The organism is Flavobacterium sp. 120 (assembly GCF_003633605.1).
GTDB classification, from domain to species: domain Bacteria; phylum Bacteroidota; class Bacteroidia; order Flavobacteriales; family Flavobacteriaceae; genus Flavobacterium; species Flavobacterium algoritolerans.
In genome coordinates this window covers 188488-213815 of sequence record NZ_RBKZ01000001.1, presented here as the reverse complement: position 1 = coordinate 213815, position 25328 = coordinate 188488, and the positions used below count along the sequence as shown (strand labels likewise).

Here is a 25328-nt window from a genome sequence, read left to right as displayed (position 1 = left end):
ACTGAATACTGATAACCGACTACTATTTTTTAACTCGTTCTTCGTTTTGTTTTACAAAAGCATCCCAACCCGTATAGCTTTTAGCGCCAACCACTTTTCCGGAATTGAAAAAATGACAAACTGCAGCTGCCAATCCATCGGTACTGTCAAGATTTTTAGGCAATTCTTTCAGTCCTAAAAGTTGTTGAAGCATTTTGGCAACTTGCTCTTTACTGGCGTTTCCGTTTCCGGTAATCGCCATTTTTATTTTCTTGGGTTCATATTCAGTTATAGGAATATCTCTCGAAAGTCCCGCAGCCATTGCCACACCTTGTGCGCGTCCCAACTTCAACATTGATTGCACATTTTTACCAAAGAAAGGCGCTTCAATTGCAATTTCATCTGGATTGTGTGTATCAATCAACTCAATCGTACGTTCAAAAATGATTTTCAGCTTTTGATAATGATTGTCGTATTTGGACAATTGCAGTTCATTTAATTGCAAAAACTCCATTTTTTTATTGACAATTTTTATCAATCCAAAACCCATAATCGTCGTTCCCGGGTCAATTCCTAATATGATGCGTTCGTTTGCCAATTTTAATTTGTTATTTTGCAGTAATGATTACAATTCCACACAAAACTAAGCAATTCCTCGTACTTCTAATCAAACTTTTGATTGTGGGCGGTGCGTTTTATTTTATTTACAATCAATTGGCCAATAACAACAAACTGGATTGGCAAAAATTCATTGTTTTATTCCAGAAAAACCAGTCCATTGGCGGAATCGCGTTTATTTTATTATTGAGTGTTTTGAATCGGTTTTTTGAAATCTTGAAATGGCAAAACTTAGTCGAGTTTATCCATAAAATATCTTTGGGCGAAGCAACAAAACAAGTTCTTGGTGCATTAACCGCGGGACTTTTTACGCCAAACGGCGTAGGAGAATATGCCGGAAAAGCATTGTTTTTTGATAAATCAAACACTAAAAAAGTGATTTTCTTGAATCTGATTTGCAACGGAATCCAAATGATATTGACTGTTATTTTTGGAATTTTCGGGTTGTTGTATTTCAATGCACAGTACAATGTGATTACTACAAAAACCGTTATGATTCTGTTTGGCATTTGTTTTTTGACATTTGGAATCTTGTTTTCTTTGAAAAAAATAAATATTAAAGGCTATTCTATCGAAAAACTGATTCATAAGATTAACGAAATCCCAAAAACCATTCATCAAAAAAATATCTTTTTAGGCATTTGTCGTTTTCTGGTTTTTTCGCACCAATATTACTTTTTGTTCCTGGCTTTTGATGTTGACTTACCATATTTAATAGCCATTGCCACGATTACAAGCGTTTATTTCCTAGCTTCCTCTTTGCCTACTTTTCAGTTTTTGGACTTTGCTGTAAAAGGAAGTGTAGCCGTTTATTTCTTCGGGATTCTTGGCGTAAACGAATGGATAGTAATTTTTATAACCACACTTATGTGGTTTCTGAATGTAGTTCTGCCGGTAATAATTGGCAGTTATTATGTTTTGAATTTTAAACCTAAAAATCCAATATGATTTTTGTTTTGTACTTCGTTATAATCCTGTATTGCGTTGCGATTGCCTTCTTGATTTATGGTTTCACCAAAGTAAATGCTATTGATTATATTGGCTTAACGCCAAAAACAAAATTCTCGATTATTGTTCCTTTCCGGAATGAAGCCGAAAATCTACCCATTCTATTGGAGAGTTTGTCGAAATTGAATTATCCTATGGAATTGTTCGAAGTGATTTTGGTCGATGATTTTTCTGAAGAAGCGTTTAAAATTCCAAGTTTAAAGTTTAAAGTTTCGGTTATAAATAACGTCAGAGTTACGAATTCGCCCAAGAAAGATGCGATTGTAACCGCAATGCAAATTGTAAATACGGACTGGATTATCACCACCGATGCCGATTGTACAGTAAATACAAACTGGTTATTGACCTTGGACAATTACATTCAGCTTCATGATGTTGCTATGATTGCCGGAGCAGTAACGTATGATTGTGGCAATTCATTTTCGCATCATTTCCAGCAGTTGGATTTGTCGAGTTTACAAGGAGCAACAATTGGAAGTTTTGGAATCAACAAAGGGTTTATGTGTAATGGCGCCAACTTTGCTTATACCAAATCGTTTTTTAAAAAGCTGAACGGTTTTGAAGGAAACGATGGAATTGCCAGCGGTGATGATGTTTTCTTGTTGCAAAAAGCGACTGCCCAGTTTCCTGAAAAAGTTCATTATCTAAAATCTCAAAATACAATTATCACTACAAAACCATTAAACGATTGGAAGTCGTTGTTTTATCAGCGTGTACGTTGGGCATCCAAAACAAGTTCGTATCAAAGTACTTTCGGAAAAGGATTGGGGCTGTTAGTATTTGCGGGAAATCTGAGTTGGCTTTTTGTTCTTGGTTTTTGGGTCTTGGGTTTAACTGCTTTTCAGAATGTCTTTTTATTATATACTTTGAAGTTTTCAGTTGATACCGTTTTGATTTACAAAGCCAATGAATTTTTAACCAAAACCAAAATAAAGTATTTGATTTTGAGCAGTTTACTCTATCCTTTTTTTAGTGTGAGCGTAGCTTTGTATTCTTTGTTTGGAAAATACGAATGGAAAGGGAGAAGCTTTACTAAATAGTTTTTTTATTTCTAAAAATCAATCCTGTCAGAGTAATTGCGAGTATCGTGGGAGAAATAATACTCACAATAGTATTTCCTATTTTCTCCAACTCTGTTCCAAAATAAAATCGGATAGCAATAAAAACTACTGCAAAAACAATGGACAAAGACCAATAATAGAAATTAATTATTTTGGTAATTTCATTTTTTTCTGGTAGTTTATAAATATAAAATAAAATCCACAACAAGCCAATTATTGAACTTGCATGCTGTGCAATTTTATAAAACGGTATTGAAAAAAATTCTAGATTAAAAAAAGGAAATTGTTGTACTATATAACCATCCCAATGTGTCATTGAATCCCACAAAATATGTGAAACAGTTCCTAAAAAAAAGGAAATCAAAACAGTGAATACAGCACTTCTAAAATAAGATACCCAATCGAACTCCATTAATTCTTGTAATCTATTTTGAAGAAATACTGGCAAATTTTCTATGAGAGGACGTTTTATAATTTCATGAAAGGCAAACATAACTATAAAACCCAAAGGGAAATCAATTAGAAATATCCCTAAAAGCGTATGACTGATCTCGCTTTGCATTTTCATTCTGAAAAAATATTCAAAATCAGGAGACATGGAGCCAACAATCAAAGCAGTAGCTGACAATTTATTATTTTTTAAAAATGGCAAAAGTATTGCTGGGTGTGAAAATGTAAATGGCATTACTTACTCTACTTTTAAAATTACAGGGAGTATAAACTGTGTTTTAACTGGAATTCCCCGTTTAATGGCTGGGTTGATTTTTGGAAAATCAACCAAACGTGCTCTAAGAATACTGTCAATTTTGATTTTGTCGTAAGCAACCGAATCTTTTGGGAATTGAGGCTCGAATTGGATGGTCGCATTTGGGAAAACAGTAACCTTTACTTCAATCGTATCCAGTTCAGGATAGAGAATCGAGAGGGTGTCAACGCTCAATTTCTCTTGAATCAGCAACGTTAAAACTTCGAAAAAACACTGTTGGCGTTGTTTTTTATCTTCTATTTTTTCGCAATCCACTACCGATGGGTATTCATCGACTTCTTTCCAGTTGATTGATTTCAGTTCCTTTTGCAACAATTCCTTTTCCGAAGGAATTTGCTTGTCAAAGTATTGACAGGAATTAAAAAATATAAATACTAAAAAGAGGTAATACTGCTTCAAGGTTTTGTTTTTGAATTGGACTAATATTCTATAAAAATACAATTATTTTTTTGGAGAGGCCTTCGAAAGCAAATAATCTTCATAGTTTTCAGCAAACCATTTCTTTTTGTTTTCGGCGGCGACTTCTTTTTGATCCGGATACAAAGCTGCCAATCTATCTGAAAAAATAGCAATCTGAATGGTGTATTTATAGAATTCCTCTTTTGTCAATACTAAATTTGGATTTGATTTTTTATCGGAAAACTCAAAAAAAAGCCTGTCAAACTCTTTCATCGAAAAATTTAATACTTTTACTCTGTTCTCGTTGTAAATAGCCTCCTTTAAAATCATATCGTTGCTTTTTACAGTTTTTTCCTGAGCATTTACGGCACAAAAAGAAAAAGTAAAAAAGAAGATAATCGAAAATGAAACTATTAATTTAATATCTTTCATAAGCTGGCCAGGTGTTACTTTTGTGTTTTCAAAATTACTAAAAATAAATTTATGGATGTACTGCTTTTGGTTCTTGGTTTCATGTGTGTTATTTTGGGCATTTTTGGTAGTTTTTTACCGGTTTTACCCGGACCCAGCATTAGTTGGGTTGGGTTGGCATTACTTTATTTTACGAATGCTGTTCCAGCAAATTATTGGATTTTAGGAATTGCATTGTTAGTCACTGTTATCATATCGGTTTTAGATTACGTGATTCCGGCTAAAGGAACCAAGAGATTTGGCGGAAGTTCTTATGGCGTCTGGGGAACTAACCTCGGTCTGATTATTGGGATTCTTGCTCCTATCCCTTTTGGGTTCATTATCGGTCCTTTTGTTGGCGCGCTAATAGGAGAACTTATTTATGATTTTAAAGACCATAATCGGGCTTTGAAAGCAGCCGCAGGTTCCTTTATAGGTTTTCTGGCTTCCAGCTTTATGAAATTTGTGGTTTGCGTAATGTATTTGGGATTGTTTGTATGGACTGTTTGGCACTATAAATCGGAATTGTTCTAATGTACCATTAGTTTTAAGAATTCTTTTTAAAAGAAAAAGCTTTTCTATTACGAAAGGCTTTCCGCTATAGTAGTCTCGTTTTTGGAACGAGAGGACTCAAACCCGTCTCGTCCCAAAAGACGAGATGACAGGCATGTGCTCTATTCAACTTGAAAACTCCTTATTAATCTTTCTATCGAAGCAACATTAAGCTTTTTCAATCGTAATTCTTCTTTTAATGCTTCTGTTTTTGTTTCAAATTCTTTGAAATAAACCAAAACCCACGGACTTTTTCCAGAAGTGTATCGGCTTAAATCATTATTGTGTTCTAAAATACGCTTACCAAGATCTTGTGTAAATCCTTTGTAAAATAATCCTTGATGATTTTTTATGATGTAAACAAAATACATATCGATTGCTATTTGAATTTTACAAAAACAAAAAAAGCTTTTCTATTACGAAAAGCTTTTTTATTACTGGCGGTCTGGACGGGACTCGAACCCGTCTCGTCCCAAAAGACGAGATGACAGGCATGCGTTCTATTCAACTTGAAAACTCGTTAATAATCTTTCTATCGAAGCAACATTAAGCTTTTTCAATCGCAATTCTTCTTTTAATGCTTCTGTTTTTGTTTCAAATTCTTTGAAATAAACCAAAACCCACGGACTTTTTCCAGAAGTGTATCGGCTTAAATCATTATTGTGTTCTAAAATACGCTTACCAAGATCTTGTGTAAATCCTTTGTAAAATAATCCTTGATGATTTTTTATGATGTAAACAAAATACATATCGATTGCTATTTGAATTTTACAAAAACAAAAAAAGCTTTTCTATTACGAAAAGCTTTTTTATTACTGGCGGTCTGGACGGGACTCGAACCCGCGACCCCATGCGTGACAGGCATGTATTCTAACCAACTGAACTACCAAACCAGTATTTTAATCTATAACATTCTAATTCTTAAACACAGTTCTTGAATCGAACCCGTCTCGTCCTAAAGACGAGATGACAGGCATGTATTCTAACCAACTGAACTACCAAACCAGTATTTTAATCTATACCATTCTAATTCTTAAACACAGTTCTTGAATCGAACCCGTCTCGTCCCAAAAGACGAGATGACAGGCATGTATTCTAACCAACTGAACTACCAAACCAGCTTCATTTTAAATCAAAAAAGCTATCCACAAAAGTGGAAAGCTTTTCATTGGTCTAACTACTAAACCCGCTACGAGTTACAAATTCGTAGCAAACAACACAACTAACTTTAGATACTTTATAGGGGCAAAAAAGCCTTTCTGTTACGAAAGGCTTTCCCCAATATTGCGGTCTGGACGGGACTCGAACCCGCGACCCCATGCGTGACAGGCATGTATTCTAACCAACTGAACTACCAAACCTCTGCGTTATTGCGGTGGCAAAGATACAATAGATTTCCGTTTACACAAGCGTTTTTTGAAAAAATAATTGATAAATTTTAACCTTATTATCCAAAGTTTTGTTTTTCAACCAAGTATGTCATTAAAATTTTTTCAAAACTTTCTCCAACACTTACCGGAATGTACTTTATTCGGTTTTGTGAGCAGGTCAAAGCGAGTTTCTTAAAGTAACTTTCTGTCTGTTTTTCGTATTCTTCTTTGACATTATCCGCAAAAACTGCTACTTCTTCTCCTGTTTCTACATCAATAAACTTCCTTGGAGCATTATCAAAGTCAAAATTTAACTCTGTTTTGTTATCGACAACGTGAAACAAGACCACTTTATGCTTGTTGTGTTTCAAATGCTGCAAGGCATTAAACAGCGCTTCCTCATTTCCGGACTGAAACATATCCGTAAACAAGACAATCATCGAACGACGGTGAATCTTCTCGGCTATTTGATGTAAAAATGTAATTGTATCAGTACTTTTTTTAGTCGCAGGTTTCTCTAAAAGCCCTTCAAGTGTATTTAAGATCATTCTATGATGGCGATCACTGCCTTTTTCAGGAGCATAGTACTCATATGTATCCGAAAACACACTTAGTCCCACAGCATCGCGTTGCTTCTTTAAAAGATTCATTAAAACCGCCGAGGCCAAAACAGAAAAGCCAATCTTATTCTCAAAAAATTGCTGACCGCCTTTTAGTTTCGGATAATGCATTGAAGAGGAATTATCGATAATAAGATGACACCGCAAATTAGTTTCTTCCTCAAATCGTTTGGTGTACAAACGATCCGTTTTGGCAAACAATTTCCAATCAATGTGCTTGGTACTTTCGCCAACATTATAGACTTTATGCTCAGCAAATTCTGCCGAAAATCCATGAAACGGACTTTTATGCATTCCTGAAATAAAACCTTCCACAACCTGATTAGCCAGCAATTCAAGATGCTGAAAACTGGAAATTTTCTCTATTTGCGATTCGATTTTCATATTCCAAATATATTAAAAGATTGAAAGATTTAAAAATTTAAAGATTGAAAAGAAAATATAACCACCTTTGATTCTCTGATTTCAAAATCTTTTTTTAATCTGTTAATCTGCATTGTTTTTTATATGCCTGATTGAACGCTGTAAATCCCACAAAAAAAGGCTTGACTTTCGCCAAACCTTTTTTTTGAATCTTTTCAGATTCTATATAAATCATAATCTACCGATTACAACAAAGCGTCTAAACTATCAGCGTAAGTTTGTTTAGGAGCAACTCCTACTTGTTTCCCTACTACTTCTCCGTTATGAAAAACCAATACTGTTGGAATATTTCTCACTCCGTATTTTGCAGCAAATTCTTGGTTTGCATCAACGTCTACTTTACCTACGACTACTTTACCATCGTATTCAGCACTTAATTCGTCAATGATTGGCCCTACCATTCTACAAGGTCCACACCATGCTGCCCAAAAATCCACCATTACCGGTTTGTCTGATTTCAAAACTACTTCTTCAAAAGTAGCATCTGTTATTGCTAATGCCATATTTATTTTTATTTAAGTTTATCGTTTGAATATTTTAAGTCTCAAACTCGAGTACAAATTTAGAAATTAAAAACTAATCAAACGCCATTCATAAATTAGTTTTGACTATTAATATATCGTCAATTCTTATCACTCCATTTCAACCCATTTAGGATTGCAATAATCAGGAGCTACTTCCCGCTGTACGCTGTATCTTTCCTTGCCTAAAGAAAACAAGGAAAGGATGCCGCTTCCATCAGGGCTAAGGCATTCTGCTCTAATTCAACTTAAAGTTAATCTGCATTTTTTCCAGTTCCACTAACAATTCATTCGAAATCTTGATTTTTAGTTTTCTGCTGGCCATGGTTAGTTTGGTCACCACTTTTATTTCTTCGACTTCTTCTATTTTTTCTTCAGTACTTGTTTCCGGAATTTCGAGAGTTTCCATTTCAGAATCTTCATTTTCATCGACAAAAGCTACTTCTTCATTTTCTATCTCAACAGAAGCAACAGCAACGAGTTTCTTCGTTTTCTCTAACTCCATGATTTCAAAAGTTACTGTATTATCTCCTTTATTATCCTGAAAAAGATGGCTCAATCTATGAATAAAATCAGTTTCCAAATCTGCAATATTCAAAAGCACAACTAATTTTCTAGCAAAGGTTTCTAACACATCCTGCAATTGTTTTACTTCTACAAATTGCAATCTTGGCTCCCCTTTTTTACCGGTATCACGGTCAGTCCAGCCTTCTTTTACCAACACTTTCATGAACGTAAAATTATTTTGAATAAAGAAATGACGAAACTTTAGATACTCCTCCCCAAAAATTCTAAACTCATAACTTTCGTCATAACCCTCCAGAGTAAACATACCCCAGCCTTTTCCATTTTTCGCTACACGGTGTTGCACATTATTGATAATTCCTCCAAATGCCAGGTTTTTACTGACATGCAATTCCATATTTTTAAGTGCTTCAAGCTTGGCATTACAAAAATATTTCATTTCAAATTTGTAATCATCCAGCGGATGTCCCGAGATGTAAATTCCAACAACCTCTTTTTCTTTTGCGAGTTTTTCCATTGTGCTCCAATCCTCGCAAGGTGGTACAATAGGTTCTGCAATTTGCACTTCGCTGGTATCTCCAAACAAACTTACTTGAGAGGAATTTTCATTCTCCTGAAACTTCGATCCATACCGAATCGCTTTTTCATAAAAAGTAATTCCATCACCATCATCATGAAAATATTGCGCTCTCGTGGTTCCTAAAAACGAATCAAATCCTCCGGCCAAAGCCAGATTTTCCAATGCTTTTTTATTCGCCGCACGCAAATCAATACGTTTGGTCAAATCAAAAATCGATTTGTATTTTCCATCTTTTCTGTTTTCAACAATTGTTGCCACAGCTCCGGAACCAACTCCTTTTATCGCTCCCATTCCAAAACGTACCGCGTAATTATCATTTACGGTAAATTTATAAAACGACTCATTCACATCAGGTCCTAAAACTTGCAGTCCCATTCGCTTACATTCTTCCATAAAAAACGAAACCTGCTTGATATCATTCATGTTATTCGAAAGCACCGCAGCCATATATTCCGCAGGATAATTCGCTTTCAAATAGGCCGTTTGGTACGCAATCCAAGCATAACAAGTCGAGTGCGATTTATTAAATGCATATTCAGCAAAAGCTTTCCAGTCATTCCAAATCTTCTCTAACTTGTCTTTGGCATGTCCTTTTGCCATCGCTTGCGAAATAAATTTTGGTTCCATTTTAGCCAAAACATCAATCATTTTTTTTCCCATCGCTTTACGCAAAACATCGGCATCCCCTTTCGAGAAATCCGCCAGTTTTTGAGACAAAAGCATTACCTGCTCTTGGTAAACGGTAATTCCGTAGGTATCTTTCAGCAATTCTTCGCAGTCATCCAAATCATATTCGATTGGCTCTTCCCCGTTTTTTCGTTTAATAAAACTCGGGATATAGGCAATCGGTCCCGGACGATACAAAGCATTCATGGCAATCAAATCGGGAAATACTGTCGGCTTCAATTCCTTCATGTATTTCTGCATTCCCGGACTCTCATATTGGAAAATCCCTACTGTTTCTCCTCGTTGAAAAAGCTCATACGTCTTCAAATCATCAATTGGAAATTCATCGGGATTCAGGTCAATTCCTGTTCTATATTTTACTAATTTAACAGTATCTTTTATCAGGGTTAGGGTTTTCAAACCCAAGAAGTCCATCTTCAACAAACCGGCACTTTCCACCACCGAGTTATCAAATTGAGTCACATACAAATCCGAATCTTTGGCAGTAGCCACAGGAACAAAATTGGTAATGTCGCTAGGCGTAATAATCACACCACAAGCGTGAATCCCTGTGTTTCTCAGATTTCCTTCTAAAACTTTGGCTTGCTGAATGGTTTCTCCACCCAAATCACCTTCATTCGCAAGACCTATTAATTCCTTTATTTTATCATATTCTTCGGGACGAACCGCCTTCTTAATCAGATTTTCATCTTCATTCAAAAAGCGCGCTAAATTCCACTTGGACGGCATCATTCCCGGAATCAATTTTGCAATTTTATCCGCTTCAAACAATGGCAAATCCAGTACACGAGCCGTATCACGAATCGCTGATTTTGTTGCCATTTTACCATAGGTGATAATTTGCGCCACCTGTTTCGAACCGTATTTCCTAATCACATAATCCATTACACTGCTTCGTCCTTCATCATCAAAATCGATATCAATATCGGGTAATGACACACGATCCGGATTCAGGAAACGCTCAAAAAGCAGGTTGTACATCAACGGGTCAATATTCGTAATTTTTAAACAATACGCCACTACCGATCCTGCCGCAGAACCCCTTCCCGGCCCTACAGAAACGCCCATACTTCTCGCCTCGGCAATTAAATCCTGCACAATCAGGAAATAACCCGGATAACCGGAATTGGATATCGTCAATAATTCAAAATCCAATCGTTCTTGAATTTCTTCGGTAATTACAGGATATCGTCTTCGGGCTCCTTCAAAAGTAAGATGCCTCAAATACGCATTTTCTCCTCGTACGCCACCGTCTTTTTCATCTTCAGGATCATTAAATTCTATTGGGATTTCAAATTTCGGAAGCAATACTTCGCGAGCCAAATCGAAAATTTCAATTTTATCCACAATCTCCGAAAGATTCGAAATCGCTTCCGGTAAATCCGCAAAAAGCTGCTTCATTTCGTCTCCCGACTTAAAATAATATTCCTGATTAGGCAATCCATAACGATAGCCACGACCACGACCTATTGGAGTTGTCTGCTTTTCGCCATCACGCACACAAAGCAAAATATCATGTGCATTTGAATTTGCCTTGTCTATATAAAAGGTATTGTTTGTCGCAATAATCTTGACATCATGTTTTCTGGCCAATGAAATCAAAGACGCATTCACTCGATTTTCATCTTCCTGATTGTGACGCATCACTTCAATGTAAAAATCTTCCTTGAACTCGTTTTTCCACCAAAGCAAGGCTTCTTCAGCTTGGTTTTCACCAATATTTAAAATCTTATTTGGTATTTCGCCATAAAGATTTCCGGACAAAACAATAATATCTTCTTTGAATTCCTGAATGACTTTCCTGTCGATTCTGGGAACATAATAAAAACCTTCCGTATACGCGATGGAAGACATTTTAGCCAAATTATGATAGCCTTTTTTGGTCTTCGCCAAAAGTACTATTTGGTATCCATTATCCTTAACCGACTTATTTTTATGGTCTTCACAAACAAAAAATTCACAACCTACTATTGGTTTCATCGGAACTTCGGTAGGCTCTTCACCATTTTCGATTGCCGCTTTATTCTTGGCTTCAGCCGCTTTATTATGGTATAAAATATCACGGACAAAATGAAAAGCACCCATCAAATTCGCATGATCCGTCATGGCAACCGCAGGCATTTTCTGTTGTGCCGCCGCTTTTACCAATGCCGCAATACTAATCGTAGACTGCAACACCGAAAACTGCGTATGATTGTGCAAATGCACGAAAGGCGCATCAATAAGTACTTTTTTATTCTCAGAAAGTTCTGCTCTTGAAACGGCTGGCGCTTGTTTTTCGCCAAACTGCTGACGAATTTTATCCGAAGCTTCCTTGAGATTGATATGTTTTAAACCAATGAGCTTAATCTCGCTTGGATTCTTACTTTGAAAGTCTTGAAAATAACTTGCTGGAACATCCAGTTCCTCTTTTGTGAAAACATCACGACGAATCAACTCCAAGAAACAACGTGTAGTTGCCTCGACATCGGCAGTAGCGTTGTGCGCTTCGCCAAAAGGTTTGTTAAAAAGATACGAGTGTAATTCCGTCAACGTAGGCAACTTAAATTTTCCTCCTCGACCACCCGGCAATTTCAATAAAGATGCGGTTACTTCCGTACAGGTATCTAAAATAGGCATCGAACTCATTTGGCTTTCAACACCCATTCTATAAAACTCACAACCCATAATATTGATGTCAAAACCTAAATTCTGACCTACAATAAATTTGGCTTTGCCTAAAGCAATATTGAATTTTTCTAAAACTTCCGCTAACGAAATACCATCAGCTTCCGCCAATTCAGTCGAAATACCATGGATTCGTTCCGCATCATACGGAATATTAAAACCTTCGGGTTTTACCAAATAATCTTGATGCTCGATGAGTTTTCCCATATCATCGTGCAACTGCCAAGCGATTTGAATACAACGCGGCCAGTTATCCGTATCTGAAATGGGAGCGCCCCAACGCTTTGGTAATCCTGTAGTTTCGGTATCGAATATTAAGTACATATCTGGAGTTGAAGTGTTTGTGATTTTAAAAAATCACAAAAAATGAATTTCAAATTTAGTTTTTTTTAGGGTAGAATAGAAGTAAGTTATTAACAAAAAACAAATTTATTTTCCAGTACTATTCTCCTATTAAAACTACAATCACTTTCAACAAATCAGCTTGATAGTATCTTGTTAAAAAGATAAAAAGAGTCCGTAATGATTTTTTGGATGTCGTAGTATTTCATCAAAAAAAAATACTGAAATACGTCGAAAAAATATGCCATTAACTAATAAAATCACATCGAAAAACAGTTTCAATAAAAGTAAAATAGTGAATTTAAAATTAAAAAATAGTTGATTTTAGTTCCGTTTAATTAAATATTCATAAATATAATAGCTTTTTAAAAGCTTTTTTTATCGATTCTATAAATATCAAAAACAGCAAGAAATTGATTTTTTATCGTCTCTAAATAAAGAATCACACTTATAAAAAAGAAACCCAAAAGATAAAAATCAGCAAAGAAATTCACTAATACGATTTTGGGTATCGTATATAATGCAATATTAAAAAATAAAGACTTGATTCTTTTTTTAGTTTTGCTTTCATTGTTATCATCTTAGCCAACTTGGCTATAAAAAAATACATTAAAAACATATTAAAATGAGTACTACATTATTTGACAAAGTATGGGATTCGCACGTGGTGCGTAAAATTGAAGATGGACCAGACGTGTTTTTTATTGACCGTCATTTCATCCATGAAGTTACTAGTCCTGTAGCTTTTTTAGGTTTAAAAGAAAGAGGAATTTCAGTATTATATCCAGAGCGCACTTTTGCTACTGCGGATCACAACACCCCAACTATAAATCAACATTTACCCGTTCAAGATGCATTATCTGCCAATCAACTTAAGGCATTAGAAGACAACGCAGCTGAATATGGTATTTCTCACTGGGGATTAGGTCACCAAAAAAATGGAATTGTACACGTTGTAGGTCCTGAAAACGGAATTACTTTACCTGGTGCGACTATTGTTTGTGGAGATTCCCATACTTCTACGCATGGTGCTTTTGGTGCAATTGCTTTTGGTATTGGAACTTCTGAGGTTGAAATGGTAATGGCGACACAATGTATCATGCAACCGAAACCAAAGAAAATGCGTATCAACGTAAACGGTGAGTTGAGTAAAGGTGTGGGTCCAAAAGACGTTGCACTTTATATTATTTCTCAATTAACTACTTCTGGAGGTACAGGATATTTTGCAGAATATGCAGGAGATGTTTTCGAAAACATGTCTATGGAAGGTCGTATGACGGTTTGTAACTTGAGTATCGAAATGGGTGCTCGTGGTGGTATGATTGCTCCTGACCAAAAAACATTTGATTTCCTTGAAGGAAGATTATACGCTCCAAAAGGAGAAGCTTGGACAAAAGCAGTTGAATATTGGAAAACGTTAAAAACGGATGCTGATGCTATTTTTGATGCAGAATTAAACATCAATGCTGCAGATATTGAACCAATGATTACCTATGGTACGAACCCTGGAATGGGAATTGGTATCTCAAAAAATATTCCAAACGCCAACCAAGTAGAAGGTGGCGCCGAAACATATAAAAAATCTTTAGCCTATATGGGCTTTGAAGAAAATGACGTAATGATTGGGAAACCAATTGATTTTGTTTTCTTGGGAAGTTGTACCAATGGTAGAATTGAAGATTTCAGAGCTTTTACAGAAATTGTAAAAGGAAGAAAAAAAGCAGATAATGTTACCGCTTGGTTAGTTCCAGGCTCTCACGTAGTGGAAGCTCAGATTAAAGAAGAAGGATTATTAGACATTCTTACTGAAGCTGGTTTTGTATTGCGTCAGCCAGGTTGTTCGGCTTGTTTAGCGATGAATGATGATAAAGTACCTGCCGGAAAATATGCAGTAAGTACTTCCAACAGAAACTTTGAAGGTCGTCAAGGTCCTGGTTCAAGAACATTATTGGCAAGTCCAATTATGGCCGCAGCAGCAGCAGTTACCGGAAAACTAACAGATCCTAGAGATTTATTTTAAAAGATTTCAGAATGTAGATTAACGATTTTTGACCCGAGCTTCAGCGAATTGGCGTAGCATTTCAGATTTCGTTAAAATCGACACAACATTCAGTTTAAATTATAGAATATAAAATAATATTAGTTAGCGCTTAAGATTACATTTTCCTCACGGTAAATCATAAATCATAAATCATAAATCATAAATCGTTAATCAAAAATCAAAAATCAAATGGCATACGATAAATTTAATATCCTTACCAGTAGTGCAGTGCCACTACCAATAGAAAATGTGGATACCGATCAAATTATCCCAGCACGTTTCTTGAAAGCTACCAAACGTGAAGCTTTTGGAGACAACCTTTTTAGAGACTGGAGATACAACGGAGATGACACTCCAAAAGCAGATTTCGTATTGAATGATGCAACTTATAGCGGAAAAATATTAGTTGGCGGAAAAAACTTTGGTTCGGGTTCTTCAAGAGAGCACGCAGCTTGGGCAGTTTACGATTATGGATTTCGTGCTGTAGTTTCAAGTTTCTTTGCTGATATCTTCAAAGGAAACTGCTTAAACATTGGTGTTTTACCGGTACAAGTGAGTCCGGAATTTGCCGAAACGATCTTCAACGCTATTGAAGCGGATCCGAAAACAGAATTGGAAATCAATTTACAAGAACAAACTATTACTTTGTTAGCAACTGGCGCAAAAGAATCTTTTGACATCAATGGATACAAAAAGAATAATATGTTGAATGGTTTTGATGATATTGACTATTTACAAAACATCAAAGAAGAGATTGTTGGGTTTGCCAATGCACTTCCTTACTAAAAACAAACAATAAAAAGCAGTTATCTTAAGCTCAATAGTATTGTTAAGCCAGATAACTGCTTTTACCTTTTTATAAAACACAACAGCAAGATTTCAAATTACTGAAGTCAAAACCACTTTTAGCATCAAATTTATAATGAAAAAAAGAAAAATTGAAATAATGGATACGACACTCCGTGACGGGGAACAAACCTCGGGAGTATCATTTTCTGCTGCAGAAAAACTAACCATTGCACAATTATTACTGGAAGAATTAAATATTGATAGAATCGAAATTGCTTCAGCACGCGTGAGCGAAGGAGAATTTCAGGGCGTAAAAGGAATTATGACTTGGGCTGATGAGAAAGAATATTCTAATAGAATAGAAGTTTTAACCTTTGTTGATGGCGGACTTTCAATAGATTGGATGAAAAAAACTGGAGCTAAAGTCCAGAATTTATTAACCAAAGGATCTCTTAACCATTTAACACATCAGTTAAAGAAAACACCTGAACAGCATTTTGCCGAAATTGCGCAAACGATAGCATTAGCTCAAGAAAATAATATTGAGACCAATGTATATTTAGAAGACTGGAGTAACGGAATGCGTAATTCACATGAATATGTGTTTCAATATTTAGATTTTTTGACCAAACAACCCATCAAAAGAGTTTTATTACCAGATACTTTAGGCGTTTTAATCCCTTCTGAAACTTTTGAATTTATTTCGAAAATTATAACAAGATACCCTGAAACTCATTTTGATTTTCACGCACACAACGACTACGATTTAAGCATCGCAAATGTAATGGAAGCAGTAAAAGCGGGTATTCATGGACTACACGTAACCGTAAACGGAATGGGAGAACGTGCTGGAAATGCTCCTCTTGAAAGTACTGTTGCCGTAATTAATGACTTTTTACCGCAAATAGAAATCGGTGTAAAAGAATCTTCATTATACTCTGTGAGTAAATTAGTCGAGACTTTCACCGGATATAGAATTCCTGCAAACAAACCTATCGTTGGTGACAATGTATTTACGCAAACGGCAGGTATTCATGCTGATGGCGACAATAAAAACAATTTATATTTTAATGATTTACTTCCGGAACGTTTTGGAAGAAAACGAAAATACGCCTTAGGAAAAACATCCGGGAAAGCTAATATCGAGAAAAACCTTCAGGAATTAGGTTTAAAATTAAACCCAGAAGACTTAAAATTAGTTACACAACGCATCATTGAATTGGGTGACAAAAAAGAGACCGTTACCAAAGAAGATTTACCCTATATCATTTCTGATGTTCTAGACAGCCAAACCTATCAAGAAAAAGTTGTTGTTGAGTCATATGTACTGTCACATGCAAAAGGACTTCGCCCTTCGACCACTTTATGCTTAAAAATAGACGGAGAAGTCATTGAAGAGCATGCACAAGGTGACGGACAATTTGATGCTTTCATGAATGCATTGGCAAAAATATATAAAAGCAAAAATTTAGAATTGCCAAAATTGATTGACTATGCTGTACGAATTCCACCAGGAAGTAGTTCTGATGCATTATGCGAAACCATAATTACCTGGACGAATAATGAAAAAGAATTCAAAACTAGAGGACTGGATTCAGACCAAACAGTTGCCGCAATAATAGCAACCCAAAAAATGTTGAATGTTGTTGCTGCCCAATAATAAATAGAAATACATTAATATAAAATAGACCTAATGAAATTTAACATAGCCCTTTTAGCCGGAGACGGAATTGGACCTGAAGTAATCAATGAAGCTGTAAAAGTTTCGGATGCTATTGCAAAAAAATTCAATCATGAAATCACTTGGACACCAGCTCTTACTGGAGCTTGTGCTATTGATGCCGTTGGAGTTCCTTATCCTGACGAAACGCATGAAATTTGTATGAAAGCAGATGCTGTTTTGTTTGGAGCCATTGGACATCCAAAATACGACAATGACCCAAGCGCTCCTGTTCGTCCAGAGCAAGGCTTATTATTGATGCGCAAAAAATTAGGCCTTTTCGCCAATGTACGTCCAACATTTACATTTCCATCTTTAATTGACAATTCTCCGTTAAAAAGAGAACGTATCGAAGGAACTGATTTGGTTTTCTTGAGAGAACTTACCGGAGGAATCTATTTTGGAGAAAAAGGAAGAAGAGACGATGGCGAAACCGCTTTTGACAATTGCGTGTACACAAGAGCAGAAGTACAACGTTTGGCTAAGAAAGGTTTTGAATTGGCAATGACCCGTACTAAAAAATTGTGTTGTGTTGACAAAGCCAATGTATTAGAAACTTCTCGTTTATGGAGAGAAACTGTACAAGCCATGGAAAAGGACTATCCTGAGGTAACTGTAAGTTATGAATTCGTCGATGCTGTTGCCATGCGTTTGGTACAATGGCCGAATTCGTATGACGTATTGATTACAGAAAACTTATTTGGTGATATTTTAACAGATGAAGCTTCGGTAATTTCTGGTTCTATGGGATTAATGCCTTCAGCATCAGTAGGAGAACATACATCTTTGTACGAACCTATTCATGGCTCTTACCCACAAGCGACTGGTTTAAATATTGCAAATCCATTAGCAACAGTATTATCTGCAGCTATGATGTTTGAAGACGCTTTTGGATTAAAAGAAGAAGCAGAAGCGATCAGAGCTGTAGTTAACAGATCATTGGAACAAGGAATTGTAACAGAGGATTTAGCTTCTAAAGACTCAAAAGCATACAAAACAAGTGAAGTTGGTGACTGGTTAGTAGCTAATCTATAAATTCCTAAAGTTTTTTGTTTAAAAATTGAGTAATAGCTAAGATTACAACCTGAAAAACAACACTCATTTTAGCTTTTACTCAGCTTTAAACAGAATAATAAACAACAAAAAAGGTGTCAATAAAATTGACACCTTTTTTTATAGCTAGAAAAAAATATTAATATCCTCCTCTGTTTCCACCACCACGGTTATCTCCACCACGGCTGTTTCCACCACCATAACCACCGCGTGAATCTCCACCACGACTGTTATTGTTAAAACTTCTTCTTTCACCTTCTGGTTTAGGCTCAGATTTGTTTACTACAATTGCACGTCCTTGAACAGTAGCACCGTTCAATTCATCAATTGCTTTTTGAGCTTCGTCATCATTTGGCATCTCAACAAAACCAAATCCTTTACTTCTTCCAGTAAATTTATCAGTAATAATTTTAACTGAATCAACTGCTCCGTAAGCCTCGAAAGACTCTCTTAAATCTGCTTCCTCAATACTGAATGGAAGGCTTCCAACAAAAATATTCATATGTACTTATTTAAATAATAGAACAAATGTACTCTAATTTTTTTCTAATCTACTATATATTAGCTTATTTATGTTTTTATTTTAATTTCAAAAAAAGGAAATGCTTTAGTAGTTTTAGAAAACCAACTCCTCTATATTACTGAACAAGAGAACTAACTATAGGAACCTTATAAAAAACCCCATGTTGAAAATTCACAACCGGATTGGCTAACGAGTTGCTATTTGTATTTTTAGCATTAAACTTAAAAGTACCGGTAATCGTTTTATTTACGGCATCATATTGAGTTATCACAATTTGCCCTTCTCCAATTCCAAAGCCTGTAGAAAAAGTAACCAACCCATTTGTAGCATCAGTGACTGTATAAACCGCTTTTTTAGACTCACTGGTTCCTAAAAAATAAGTTTGGGCCGCGGTAGAAGTAGTTTTTAAGGATAACGTTTCATTTGCAGTAAAGGATTCTATAAGCAAAGATCCATCAGCAGCTAATGTTGCTTTAGATTGTACTCCTCTCCAAAATACATTATCCTTCATGCCTTGAAGCGAAGGATTATTAAAAGTAACGTCTTCTTCACAAGAAATTAAAGAAAAAAGCACGACAATAAACAAAAAATATTTTTTCATAAAATGCATCTTTTAGAGAAACAAAAGTATGACATTAGACCTTAAAAAAATAAAATTCCACTAAAAAATAAAAACATCGACATACCTAAAACATTACTGTTCATTAAAATACCAATCGAATTAGTATTTATCGATAAAAAATGTATCTTTGCACCCTTAATTAATCGAGGTCGAGTACCTCAAAATTTAATCACAAGATTATGTCAGTAAAAATTAGATTACAAAGACACGGTAAAAAAGGAAAACCTTTTTACTGGGTTGTAGCAGCAGATGCTCGCTCAAAAAGAGATGGTAAATACTTAGAAAAAATCGGTACTTACAATCCAAACACAAACCCAGCAACTATCGAGTTAAACCTTGATAGCGCAGTAAAATGGTTGCACAATGGTGCTCAACCAACTGATACTGCAAAAGCAATTCTTTCTTACAAAGGAGCTTTATTGAAACATCACCTTGATGGTGGTATCCGTAAAGGAGCTTTAACTCAAGAACAAGCTGATGCAAAATTAGCTACTTGGTTAGAAGCTAAATCTGGAAAAGTTGATGCTAAAAAAGAAGGTTTGACAAAAGCACAAGCTGATGTTAAAGCTAAAGCTTTCAAAGCAGAACAAGATGTTAATGCTAAACGTTTAGCTGCAGCTGCTCAAGCAGAAGCCGACGCTATCGCTGCTGCAACTCCAGCTGTTGAAGAAGAAGTTGCTGAAGTTGAAGCTGAAGAAGCTCCAGCTGCAGAAGAAAATAACGAAACAACTGAAGCATAATTTTAGAAGGCGAAGATGCGTAAAGAAGATTGTTTCTACTTAGGTAAAATCGCTAAAAAATTTAGTTTCAAAGGGGAAGTTCTTGCCTATTTAGACACAGACGAACCTGAGTTATACGAAAACTTGGAATCAGTGTTTGTTGAATGCAACAAACACTTGGTTCCTTTTTTTATTGAAAGCAGTTCACTGCACAAAAACGACTTTCTTAGAATTCGTTTTGAAGATATGAATACAGAAGAAGATGCCGATGCTGTCATAGGCAACGACTTATATCTTCCCTTAAATATGTTGCCAAAACTTACTGGCAATAAATTCTACTTCCATGAAGTAATTGGTTTTGAAGTTGAAGATAAACGCCTTGGCATTGTTGGAAAAATTGAATCCATAAATGATACTACTGCCCAACCTCTTTTTGAAGTTCTAAACGGCGAAGTAGAAATTCTTATTCCTATGATTGACCATTTCCTTGTAAAAATTGACAGGGAAAACAAAAAAGTTATCATGGATTTACCGGAAGGACTTATTGAAATGTATTTTTAGAAAAGTTTAATCGGTTATTTGTTTATTCGGTTAATCGAAAAAATTGTTACTCTAAAACCAAAGTGTTCAGTTGCTAAAATCTGAAATCAAAAATCGTTAATCCTCAATCTGAAATCATCATGTTTTCATTCAAGCAATTCTCCATCCAACAAGACCGTTGCGCCATGAAAATTGGAACTGATGGTGTTTTACTTGGCGCTTGGACACCCATTGAAAACAATCCATTTAGTATTTTAGACATTGGAGCCGGAACAGGCGTAATCGCTTTAATGCTTGCGCAAAGAAGTAACGCGGAACAAATTGACGCTTTGGAAATCGACGAAGAAGCCTACGAACAATCCGTAGATAATTTTGAAAACTCTCCATGGAGTGATCGTTTATTTTGTTTTCATGCCGGTTTAGACGAATTTGTAGAAGAACCAGAAGACGAATACGACTTAATTGTTTCCAATCCTCCATTCTATACTGACGATTACAAATCTGAAAATGAACAACGCGATTTAGCCCGTTTTGCAGATGCAATGCCTTTTGAAGATTTAATCGAAGCGGCCGCTTTACTACTTTCTGAAAACGGTGTTTTCTCCGTCATAATTCCCTTTAAAGAAGAAGAAAACTTCTTGGCTTTAGCCGCAGCATACGAATTATATCCTTTGAAAATCACTCACGTAAAAGGAACTCCAACTACCGAAATCAAGCGCAGTTTATTGGCTTTTAACCGAAAAGAAACTATTGATTTTACAGTTGACGAATTAATTATCGAAACTTCAAGACACCAATACACAACAGAATATATTGAACTGACAAAGGATTTTTATTTGAAAATGTAATTCAGAATCTTCCCTAAATAAGTCAACCTCCTTATTTTAAACAAATTCCAAACACCAATCAACGATTTTATTGTAAATTAGTAGACAATGTTTTTTTTTATTAAAATCATTTTTTGAAAAACAACTTATTTGATTAAGGAATTCGTTATTTTTAATAAAAATAAAAAAATATAACATTTGTTAATGCTTTTGTTATATTTCTTTATGTAAATTTGCATCACATAAAAATTACCTAACCATGAGACCAGACTTATTTCAAGCTCCAGATTACTATAACTTAGACGATTTACTAACAGAAGAACACAAATTAGTACGTGATTCAGCTCGTGCATGGGTAAAACGTGAAGTATCTCCTATTATAGAAGAATATGCTCAAAAAGCAGAATTTCCAAAACAAATCATTAAAGGTTTAGGTGAAATTGGTGGTTTTGGACCTTACATTCCAGAAGAATATGGTGGTGCAGGTTTAGACCAGATTTCATACGGTTTAATTATGCAGGAAATTGAACGCGGTGATTCTGGTGTTCGTTCCACTTCATCTGTACAATCTTCTTTAGTGATGTATCCAATTTGGAAATACGGAAATGAAGAACAACGCCAAAAATACTTGCCTAAGTTAGCAACGGGTGAATACATGGGATGTTTTGGATTAACGGAACCTAATTACGGTTCAGATCCAGGAAGCATGATTACTAACTTTAAAGATATGGGCGACCATTATCTATTGAATGGTGCCAAAATGTGGATTTCAAATGCACCATTTGCTGATATCGCTATTGTTTGGGCAAAAAATGAAGAAGGAAGGATTCACGGTTTAATCGTAGAACGTGGAATGGAAGGTTTTTCTACTCCAGAAACACACAACAAATGGTCACTTCGTGCCTCATCAACTGGAGAGTTAATTTTTGATAATGTCAAAGTACCTAAAGAAAATTTATTACCAAATAAATCTGGATTAGGAGCGCCACTTGGCTGTCTTGATTCAGCGCGTTACGGAATTGCTTGGGGCGCTATTGGTGCTGCTATGGACTGTTATGATACGGCACTACGCTACGCAAAAGAAAGAATCCAGTTTGACAAACCTATTGCAGGAACTCAATTACAACAAAAGAAATTAGCCGAAATGATTACTGAAATCACCAAAGCACAATTATTGACTTGGAGATTAGGTGTTTTGAGAAATGAAGGAAGAGCTACAACAGCTCAAATCTCAATGGCTAAAAGAAATAATGTGGATATGGCAATCCATATTGCTCGTGAAGCCAGACAAATGCTAGGCGGAATGGGAATTACAGGAGAGTATTCTATCATGCGACACATGATGAATCTTGAATCTGTGATTACTTATGAAGGAACCCATGACATTCATTTGTTAATTACCGGAATGGATATCACTGGAATTCCGGCTTTTAAATAGTAATAAACAACTATTAAAGTATTTATAAAATTGATAGAAAAAGCTTCTTGGAAACAAGAAGCTTTTTTATATTTACATAAAAATACCACTTATGAATATTGAAACAATCAACAATAGCATTCAGCCCCAAAAAGAACTATTGTTACAACATTCTTTATATAAAAAAGTAAAAACAATTGAGGACTTACAATGTTTTCTAGAAAATCACGTGTATGCAGTTTGGGATTTCATGTCTTTATTAAAAGCATTACAATCTAAATTAACGTGTACAACAACTCCTTGGTTCGCCACTGAAAATCCTGAAACCAGGTATTTGATAAACGAAATAGTCCTTGCTGAAGAGTCAGATTTGACAATTGACGGTCGTCGCCAAAGTCATTATGAAATGTATATTGAAGCGATGGAAGCCTGTGGAGCAAATACTTCTGGAATCGAACATTTTTTATCCGAAGTAAATTCGCTTAAAAACATATTTGTTGCCATCAAAAAAAGTAATCTACATCCTAATATTAAAGCCTTCTTAGACTTTACTTTCAGAGTTATTGACGAAGGAAAATCTCATGAAATAGCCGCTGCTTTTACCTTTGGAAGAGAAGATTTAATCCCAAGTATGTTTACCGCTATTTTGAAAAACTTTCAAGAAAATTTCCCGCAAACTGATTTGAGCAAACTCATTTATTATTTCGAAAGACATATCGAATTAGATGCTGATGATCACGGTCCAATGGCAATGAAAATGATAACAGAACTTTGTGGAACGGATGCTCAAAAATGGTCTGATGTAGAAGAAATTTCCATTTTAGCCTTAGAGAAACGCATCGGACTTTGGGATGCTATCGAAGAAACAATTATGATGAATGTTGAATTGGCATAAAACCAATACTTTCAAATAAACGTAACTATTATTTAGAAATGAATTCTATCAAATTTCAAAATAATGAAAAAACAATTCCAAGTAATAGTTGCGTTCTTTTCACTGCTTTTTATTGCGAGTTGCAGCACTGAAAGTCCAATTCCTGAAACAACTCCCACACCAGTAATTACTGCTCCACAAACACCGGGTAAATCCTATAATTATTTAGCTATTGGAGACAGCTACACCATTGGACAGAGTGTTTGTGAAACGTGTAGATTCCCCGTACAATTATCAAAAAGCTTAGGCAATTTAAATTCGAACAATACCTATTCTTTAAAAATTATTGCACAAACCGGTTGGACTACCACGAATTTAATTTCGGCAATAAATACTCAGAATCCAACTTCTAATTATGATTTAGTCACACTGCTAATAGGTGTTAACAATCAATATCAAAATAAGCCTTTTTCGTTATATGAAAAAGAATTTCCTGAATTAGTAAACAAGGCTATTGCTCTCGCAAAAGGGGACAAAACGAATGTAATTGTGGTTTCTATTCCAGATTATGCTTATACTCCTTTTGGTCAAGCATCAGGAAATCAAACAACAATTTCTACAGCAATAGATCAGTATAATACTTTTGCAAAAAAATACTGCGATGACAATACGATACTATTTATAAATATAACTGACATCACCAGACAAGGTTTGACCAATAAAAATCTAGTAGCTCAAGACGGATTACATCCTTCGGAATTAGCATATTCTTTATTTGTAGAACGAATTTTACCAAAAGCGACTACTATTTTGCAAAACTAAAAAATGCATCTTGTTTTAGAAACGAGATGCATTTTTTTTAATTTTCCGGAGCCAGCTCCAGTTCTAATCCTTCGAGGCTTTCCGTGATTGGTATTTGACAGCCCAAACGACTGTTTGATTTTACGTAAAATGCTTCTGAAAGCATCGCTTCTTCATCATCGCCCATTTCCGGTAAAGGCACATCATTAAGAACATAACATTGACAAGAAGCACACATCGCCATTCCGCCACAAGTTCCTTCTACAGGAAGCTCATAAGCTTTACATAATTCCATGATGTTCATGGCCATATCCGTAGGAGCCTGTAATTCATGCACTACTCCTTCTCTATCTTTAATTTTTATTAATACATCCATTTTTTAAATTTGGAATTGGTTTGTTAATCAATTGTATACTTTTGGAATGGGAATTGTTTGTGCGTGAGGGATAATAGCCAGCTACCGAAGTAGCGCGGATAACCCGACGCTTTTAAGAAAAAAGGCAACTACCCATTATATCGAGTAGCCTTTTTTCTTAAAAGGGTCACGCCCAAAAATATTATAGAATATTTACAACAGTTTCTATTTGTGGTGCAAACTTTTTGATGGTGGTTTCCACGCCGGCTCTCAATGTCATTTGGTTTACACTGCAACTGGTGCATGCTCCTTCGAGACGTACTTTTACATGTTTGTCGTCTTCGATAGAAATCAGTGTGATATCACCGCCGTCAGAATTCAAAAAAGGTCTGATTTCTTCGAGTGCTTTTTGAACTTCTACTAATAATTCTTCTGTTGTCATTTTCTTTATTTAAAGATTGAAAGATTAGAAAATTGAA

26 protein-coding genes and 2 tRNA genes are annotated in these 25328 nt (G+C 35.5%); 13 read left to right on the top strand and 15 right to left on the bottom strand.

Features of this window, described 5'->3' with window-relative positions:
* Window positions 1-22: 22 nt before the first annotated feature.
* Window positions 23-577: a crossover junction endodeoxyribonuclease RuvC gene (gene ruvC / locus C8C87_RS00810; RefSeq protein WP_091172893.1), complete on the bottom strand. Its 555-nt coding sequence runs from the start codon at window positions 575-577 to the stop codon at window positions 23-25.
* 23 nt (window positions 578-600) lie between these two features.
* On the opposite strand from ruvC, the gene C8C87_RS00805 reads away from it, so the two are divergent.
* The gene (locus tag C8C87_RS00805; protein ID WP_121340791.1) at window positions 601-1545 is read left to right on the top strand and encodes a hypothetical protein; all 945 of its coding nucleotides are present in this window, start codon (window positions 601-603) and stop codon (window positions 1543-1545) included.
* On the top strand, window positions 1542-2645 hold the full coding sequence (locus C8C87_RS00800) for a glycosyltransferase (protein ID WP_121340790.1): 1104 nt from the start codon (window positions 1542-1544) through the stop codon (window positions 2643-2645). The genes C8C87_RS00805 and C8C87_RS00800 overlap by 4 nt, the downstream gene beginning before the upstream one ends.
* Here the strand turns inward: C8C87_RS00800 and C8C87_RS00795 are convergent.
* Genes C8C87_RS00795 through C8C87_RS00785 form a run of 3 tightly spaced genes read right to left on the bottom strand, consistent with a single transcriptional unit; the run spans window position 2638 to window position 4263 of the window.
* The gene (locus tag C8C87_RS00795; RefSeq protein WP_121340789.1) at window positions 2638-3351 is read right to left on the bottom strand and encodes a DUF4184 family protein; all 714 of its coding nucleotides are present in this window, start codon (window positions 3349-3351) and stop codon (window positions 2638-2640) included. The two genes, C8C87_RS00800 and C8C87_RS00795, sit on opposite strands and share 8 nt — an antisense overlap.
* Before the next feature lie 3 nt (window positions 3352-3354).
* A complete protein-coding gene (locus tag C8C87_RS00790) occupies window positions 3355-3831 on the bottom strand; it encodes a hypothetical protein (protein WP_121343251.1) in 477 nt (158 codons plus the stop codon).
* A gap of 42 nt (window positions 3832-3873) precedes the next feature.
* Window positions 3874-4263 (bottom strand): hypothetical protein, encoded by a 390-nt coding sequence (locus C8C87_RS00785; protein WP_121340788.1) that lies wholly within the window; start codon window positions 4261-4263, stop codon window positions 3874-3876.
* A 51-nt stretch (window positions 4264-4314) separates the two neighbouring features.
* Between C8C87_RS00785 and C8C87_RS00780 the strand changes: the two genes are divergently transcribed.
* On the top strand, window positions 4315-4815 hold the full coding sequence (locus tag C8C87_RS00780; RefSeq protein ID WP_099713713.1) for a DUF456 domain-containing protein: 501 nt from the start codon (window positions 4315-4317) through the stop codon (window positions 4813-4815).
* Window positions 4816-4955: 140 nt separating this feature from the next.
* Here the strand turns inward: C8C87_RS00780 and C8C87_RS00775 are convergent, their stop codons facing one another.
* The 7 genes from C8C87_RS00775 to dnaE all read right to left on the bottom strand — a co-directional run bounded on the left by C8C87_RS00775 (window position 4956) and on the right by dnaE (window position 12550).
* Entirely contained in the window at window positions 4956-5204 is a 249-nt protein-coding gene (locus C8C87_RS00775; protein ID WP_121340787.1) for a GIY-YIG nuclease family protein, read from the bottom strand.
* 129 nt (window positions 5205-5333) lie between these two features.
* The gene (locus tag C8C87_RS00770; protein ID WP_099713715.1) at window positions 5334-5582 is read right to left on the bottom strand and encodes a GIY-YIG nuclease family protein; all 249 of its coding nucleotides are present in this window, start codon (window positions 5580-5582) and stop codon (window positions 5334-5336) included.
* A gap of 67 nt (window positions 5583-5649) precedes the next feature.
* A tRNA-Asp gene (locus tag C8C87_RS00765) sits at window positions 5650-5726 on the bottom strand.
* A gap of 394 nt (window positions 5727-6120) precedes the next feature.
* Window positions 6121-6194 (bottom strand) — tRNA-Asp (locus C8C87_RS00760).
* Window positions 6195-6280: 86 nt separating this feature from the next.
* A complete protein-coding gene (locus tag C8C87_RS00755) occupies window positions 6281-7207 on the bottom strand; it encodes a DUF58 domain-containing protein (RefSeq protein WP_099713716.1) in 927 nt (308 codons plus the stop codon).
* Between the two features lie 224 nt (window positions 7208-7431).
* Window positions 7432-7749, bottom strand: a complete 318-nt coding sequence (trxA, locus tag C8C87_RS00750; protein ID WP_099713717.1) for a thioredoxin — start codon at window positions 7747-7749, stop codon at window positions 7432-7434.
* 256 nt (window positions 7750-8005) lie between these two features.
* Entirely contained in the window at window positions 8006-12550 is a 4545-nt protein-coding gene (dnaE, locus tag C8C87_RS00745; protein WP_121340786.1) for a DNA polymerase III subunit alpha, read from the bottom strand.
* 643 nt (window positions 12551-13193) lie between these two features.
* Between dnaE and leuC the strand changes: the two genes are divergently transcribed.
* The 4 genes from leuC (at window position 13194) to leuB (ending at window position 18153) form a co-directional block, all read left to right on the top strand.
* Window positions 13194-14588 (top strand): 3-isopropylmalate dehydratase large subunit, encoded by a 1395-nt coding sequence (gene leuC, locus C8C87_RS00740; protein ID WP_099713718.1) that lies wholly within the window; start codon window positions 13194-13196, stop codon window positions 14586-14588.
* A 210-nt stretch (window positions 14589-14798) separates the two neighbouring features.
* Window positions 14799-15395 (top strand): 3-isopropylmalate dehydratase small subunit, encoded by a 597-nt coding sequence (gene leuD / locus C8C87_RS00735; RefSeq protein WP_121340785.1) that lies wholly within the window; start codon window positions 14799-14801, stop codon window positions 15393-15395.
* Between the two features lie 136 nt (window positions 15396-15531).
* Window positions 15532-17058: an alpha-isopropylmalate synthase regulatory domain-containing protein gene (locus tag C8C87_RS00730; protein ID WP_121340784.1), complete on the top strand. Its 1527-nt coding sequence runs from the start codon at window positions 15532-15534 to the stop codon at window positions 17056-17058.
* Window positions 17059-17091: 33 nt separating this feature from the next.
* Window positions 17092-18153 carry a 3-isopropylmalate dehydrogenase gene (gene leuB, locus C8C87_RS00725; protein WP_121340783.1) on the top strand — a complete coding sequence of 354 codons (1062 nt, stop codon included), beginning with the start codon at window positions 17092-17094 and terminating at the stop codon, window positions 18151-18153.
* Between the two features lie 157 nt (window positions 18154-18310).
* Here leuB and C8C87_RS00720 read toward each other — a convergent pair whose 3' ends face one another.
* Together C8C87_RS00720 and C8C87_RS00715 are read right to left on the bottom strand one after the other, a co-directional pair.
* On the bottom strand, window positions 18311-18673 hold the full coding sequence (locus C8C87_RS00720) for an RNA-binding protein (protein WP_099713722.1): 363 nt from the start codon (window positions 18671-18673) through the stop codon (window positions 18311-18313).
* Window positions 18674-18809: 136 nt separating this feature from the next.
* Window positions 18810-19295, bottom strand: coding sequence for a DUF6252 family protein (locus tag C8C87_RS00715; protein ID WP_121340782.1), 486 nt, complete (start codon window positions 19293-19295; stop codon window positions 18810-18812).
* A gap of 200 nt (window positions 19296-19495) precedes the next feature.
* On the opposite strand from C8C87_RS00715, the gene C8C87_RS00710 reads away from it, so the two are divergent.
* From C8C87_RS00710 to C8C87_RS00685, 6 genes are all read left to right on the top strand, one after another.
* A complete protein-coding gene (locus C8C87_RS00710; protein ID WP_099713724.1) occupies window positions 19496-20056 on the top strand; it encodes a 30S ribosomal protein S16 in 561 nt (186 codons plus the stop codon).
* Between the two features lie 15 nt (window positions 20057-20071).
* Window positions 20072-20596: a ribosome maturation factor RimM gene (rimM, locus tag C8C87_RS00705; RefSeq protein ID WP_121340781.1), complete on the top strand. Its 525-nt coding sequence runs from the start codon at window positions 20072-20074 to the stop codon at window positions 20594-20596.
* Window positions 20597-20715: 119 nt separating this feature from the next.
* On the top strand, window positions 20716-21423 hold the full coding sequence (locus C8C87_RS00700) for a tRNA1(Val) (adenine(37)-N6)-methyltransferase (protein WP_121340780.1): 708 nt from the start codon (window positions 20716-20718) through the stop codon (window positions 21421-21423).
* Between the two features lie 238 nt (window positions 21424-21661).
* Entirely contained in the window at window positions 21662-22840 is a 1179-nt protein-coding gene (locus C8C87_RS00695) for an acyl-CoA dehydrogenase family protein (protein ID WP_099713728.1), read from the top strand.
* Window positions 22841-22931: 91 nt separating this feature from the next.
* Entirely contained in the window at window positions 22932-23714 is a 783-nt protein-coding gene (locus C8C87_RS00690; RefSeq protein ID WP_099713729.1) for a DUF3050 domain-containing protein, read from the top strand.
* A gap of 63 nt (window positions 23715-23777) precedes the next feature.
* Window positions 23778-24515, top strand: a complete 738-nt coding sequence (locus C8C87_RS00685) for an SGNH/GDSL hydrolase family protein (RefSeq protein ID WP_121340779.1) — start codon at window positions 23778-23780, stop codon at window positions 24513-24515.
* A gap of 37 nt (window positions 24516-24552) precedes the next feature.
* On the opposite strand, the gene C8C87_RS00680 is transcribed toward C8C87_RS00685, so the two are convergent.
* The gene (locus C8C87_RS00680; protein WP_073205174.1) at window positions 24553-24870 is read right to left on the bottom strand and encodes a 2Fe-2S iron-sulfur cluster-binding protein; all 318 of its coding nucleotides are present in this window, start codon (window positions 24868-24870) and stop codon (window positions 24553-24555) included.
* Window positions 24871-25051: 181 nt separating this feature from the next.
* Window positions 25052-25291: a NifU family protein gene (locus C8C87_RS00675; RefSeq protein WP_091172742.1), complete on the bottom strand. Its 240-nt coding sequence runs from the start codon at window positions 25289-25291 to the stop codon at window positions 25052-25054.
* Window positions 25292-25328 lie beyond the last annotated feature (37 nt).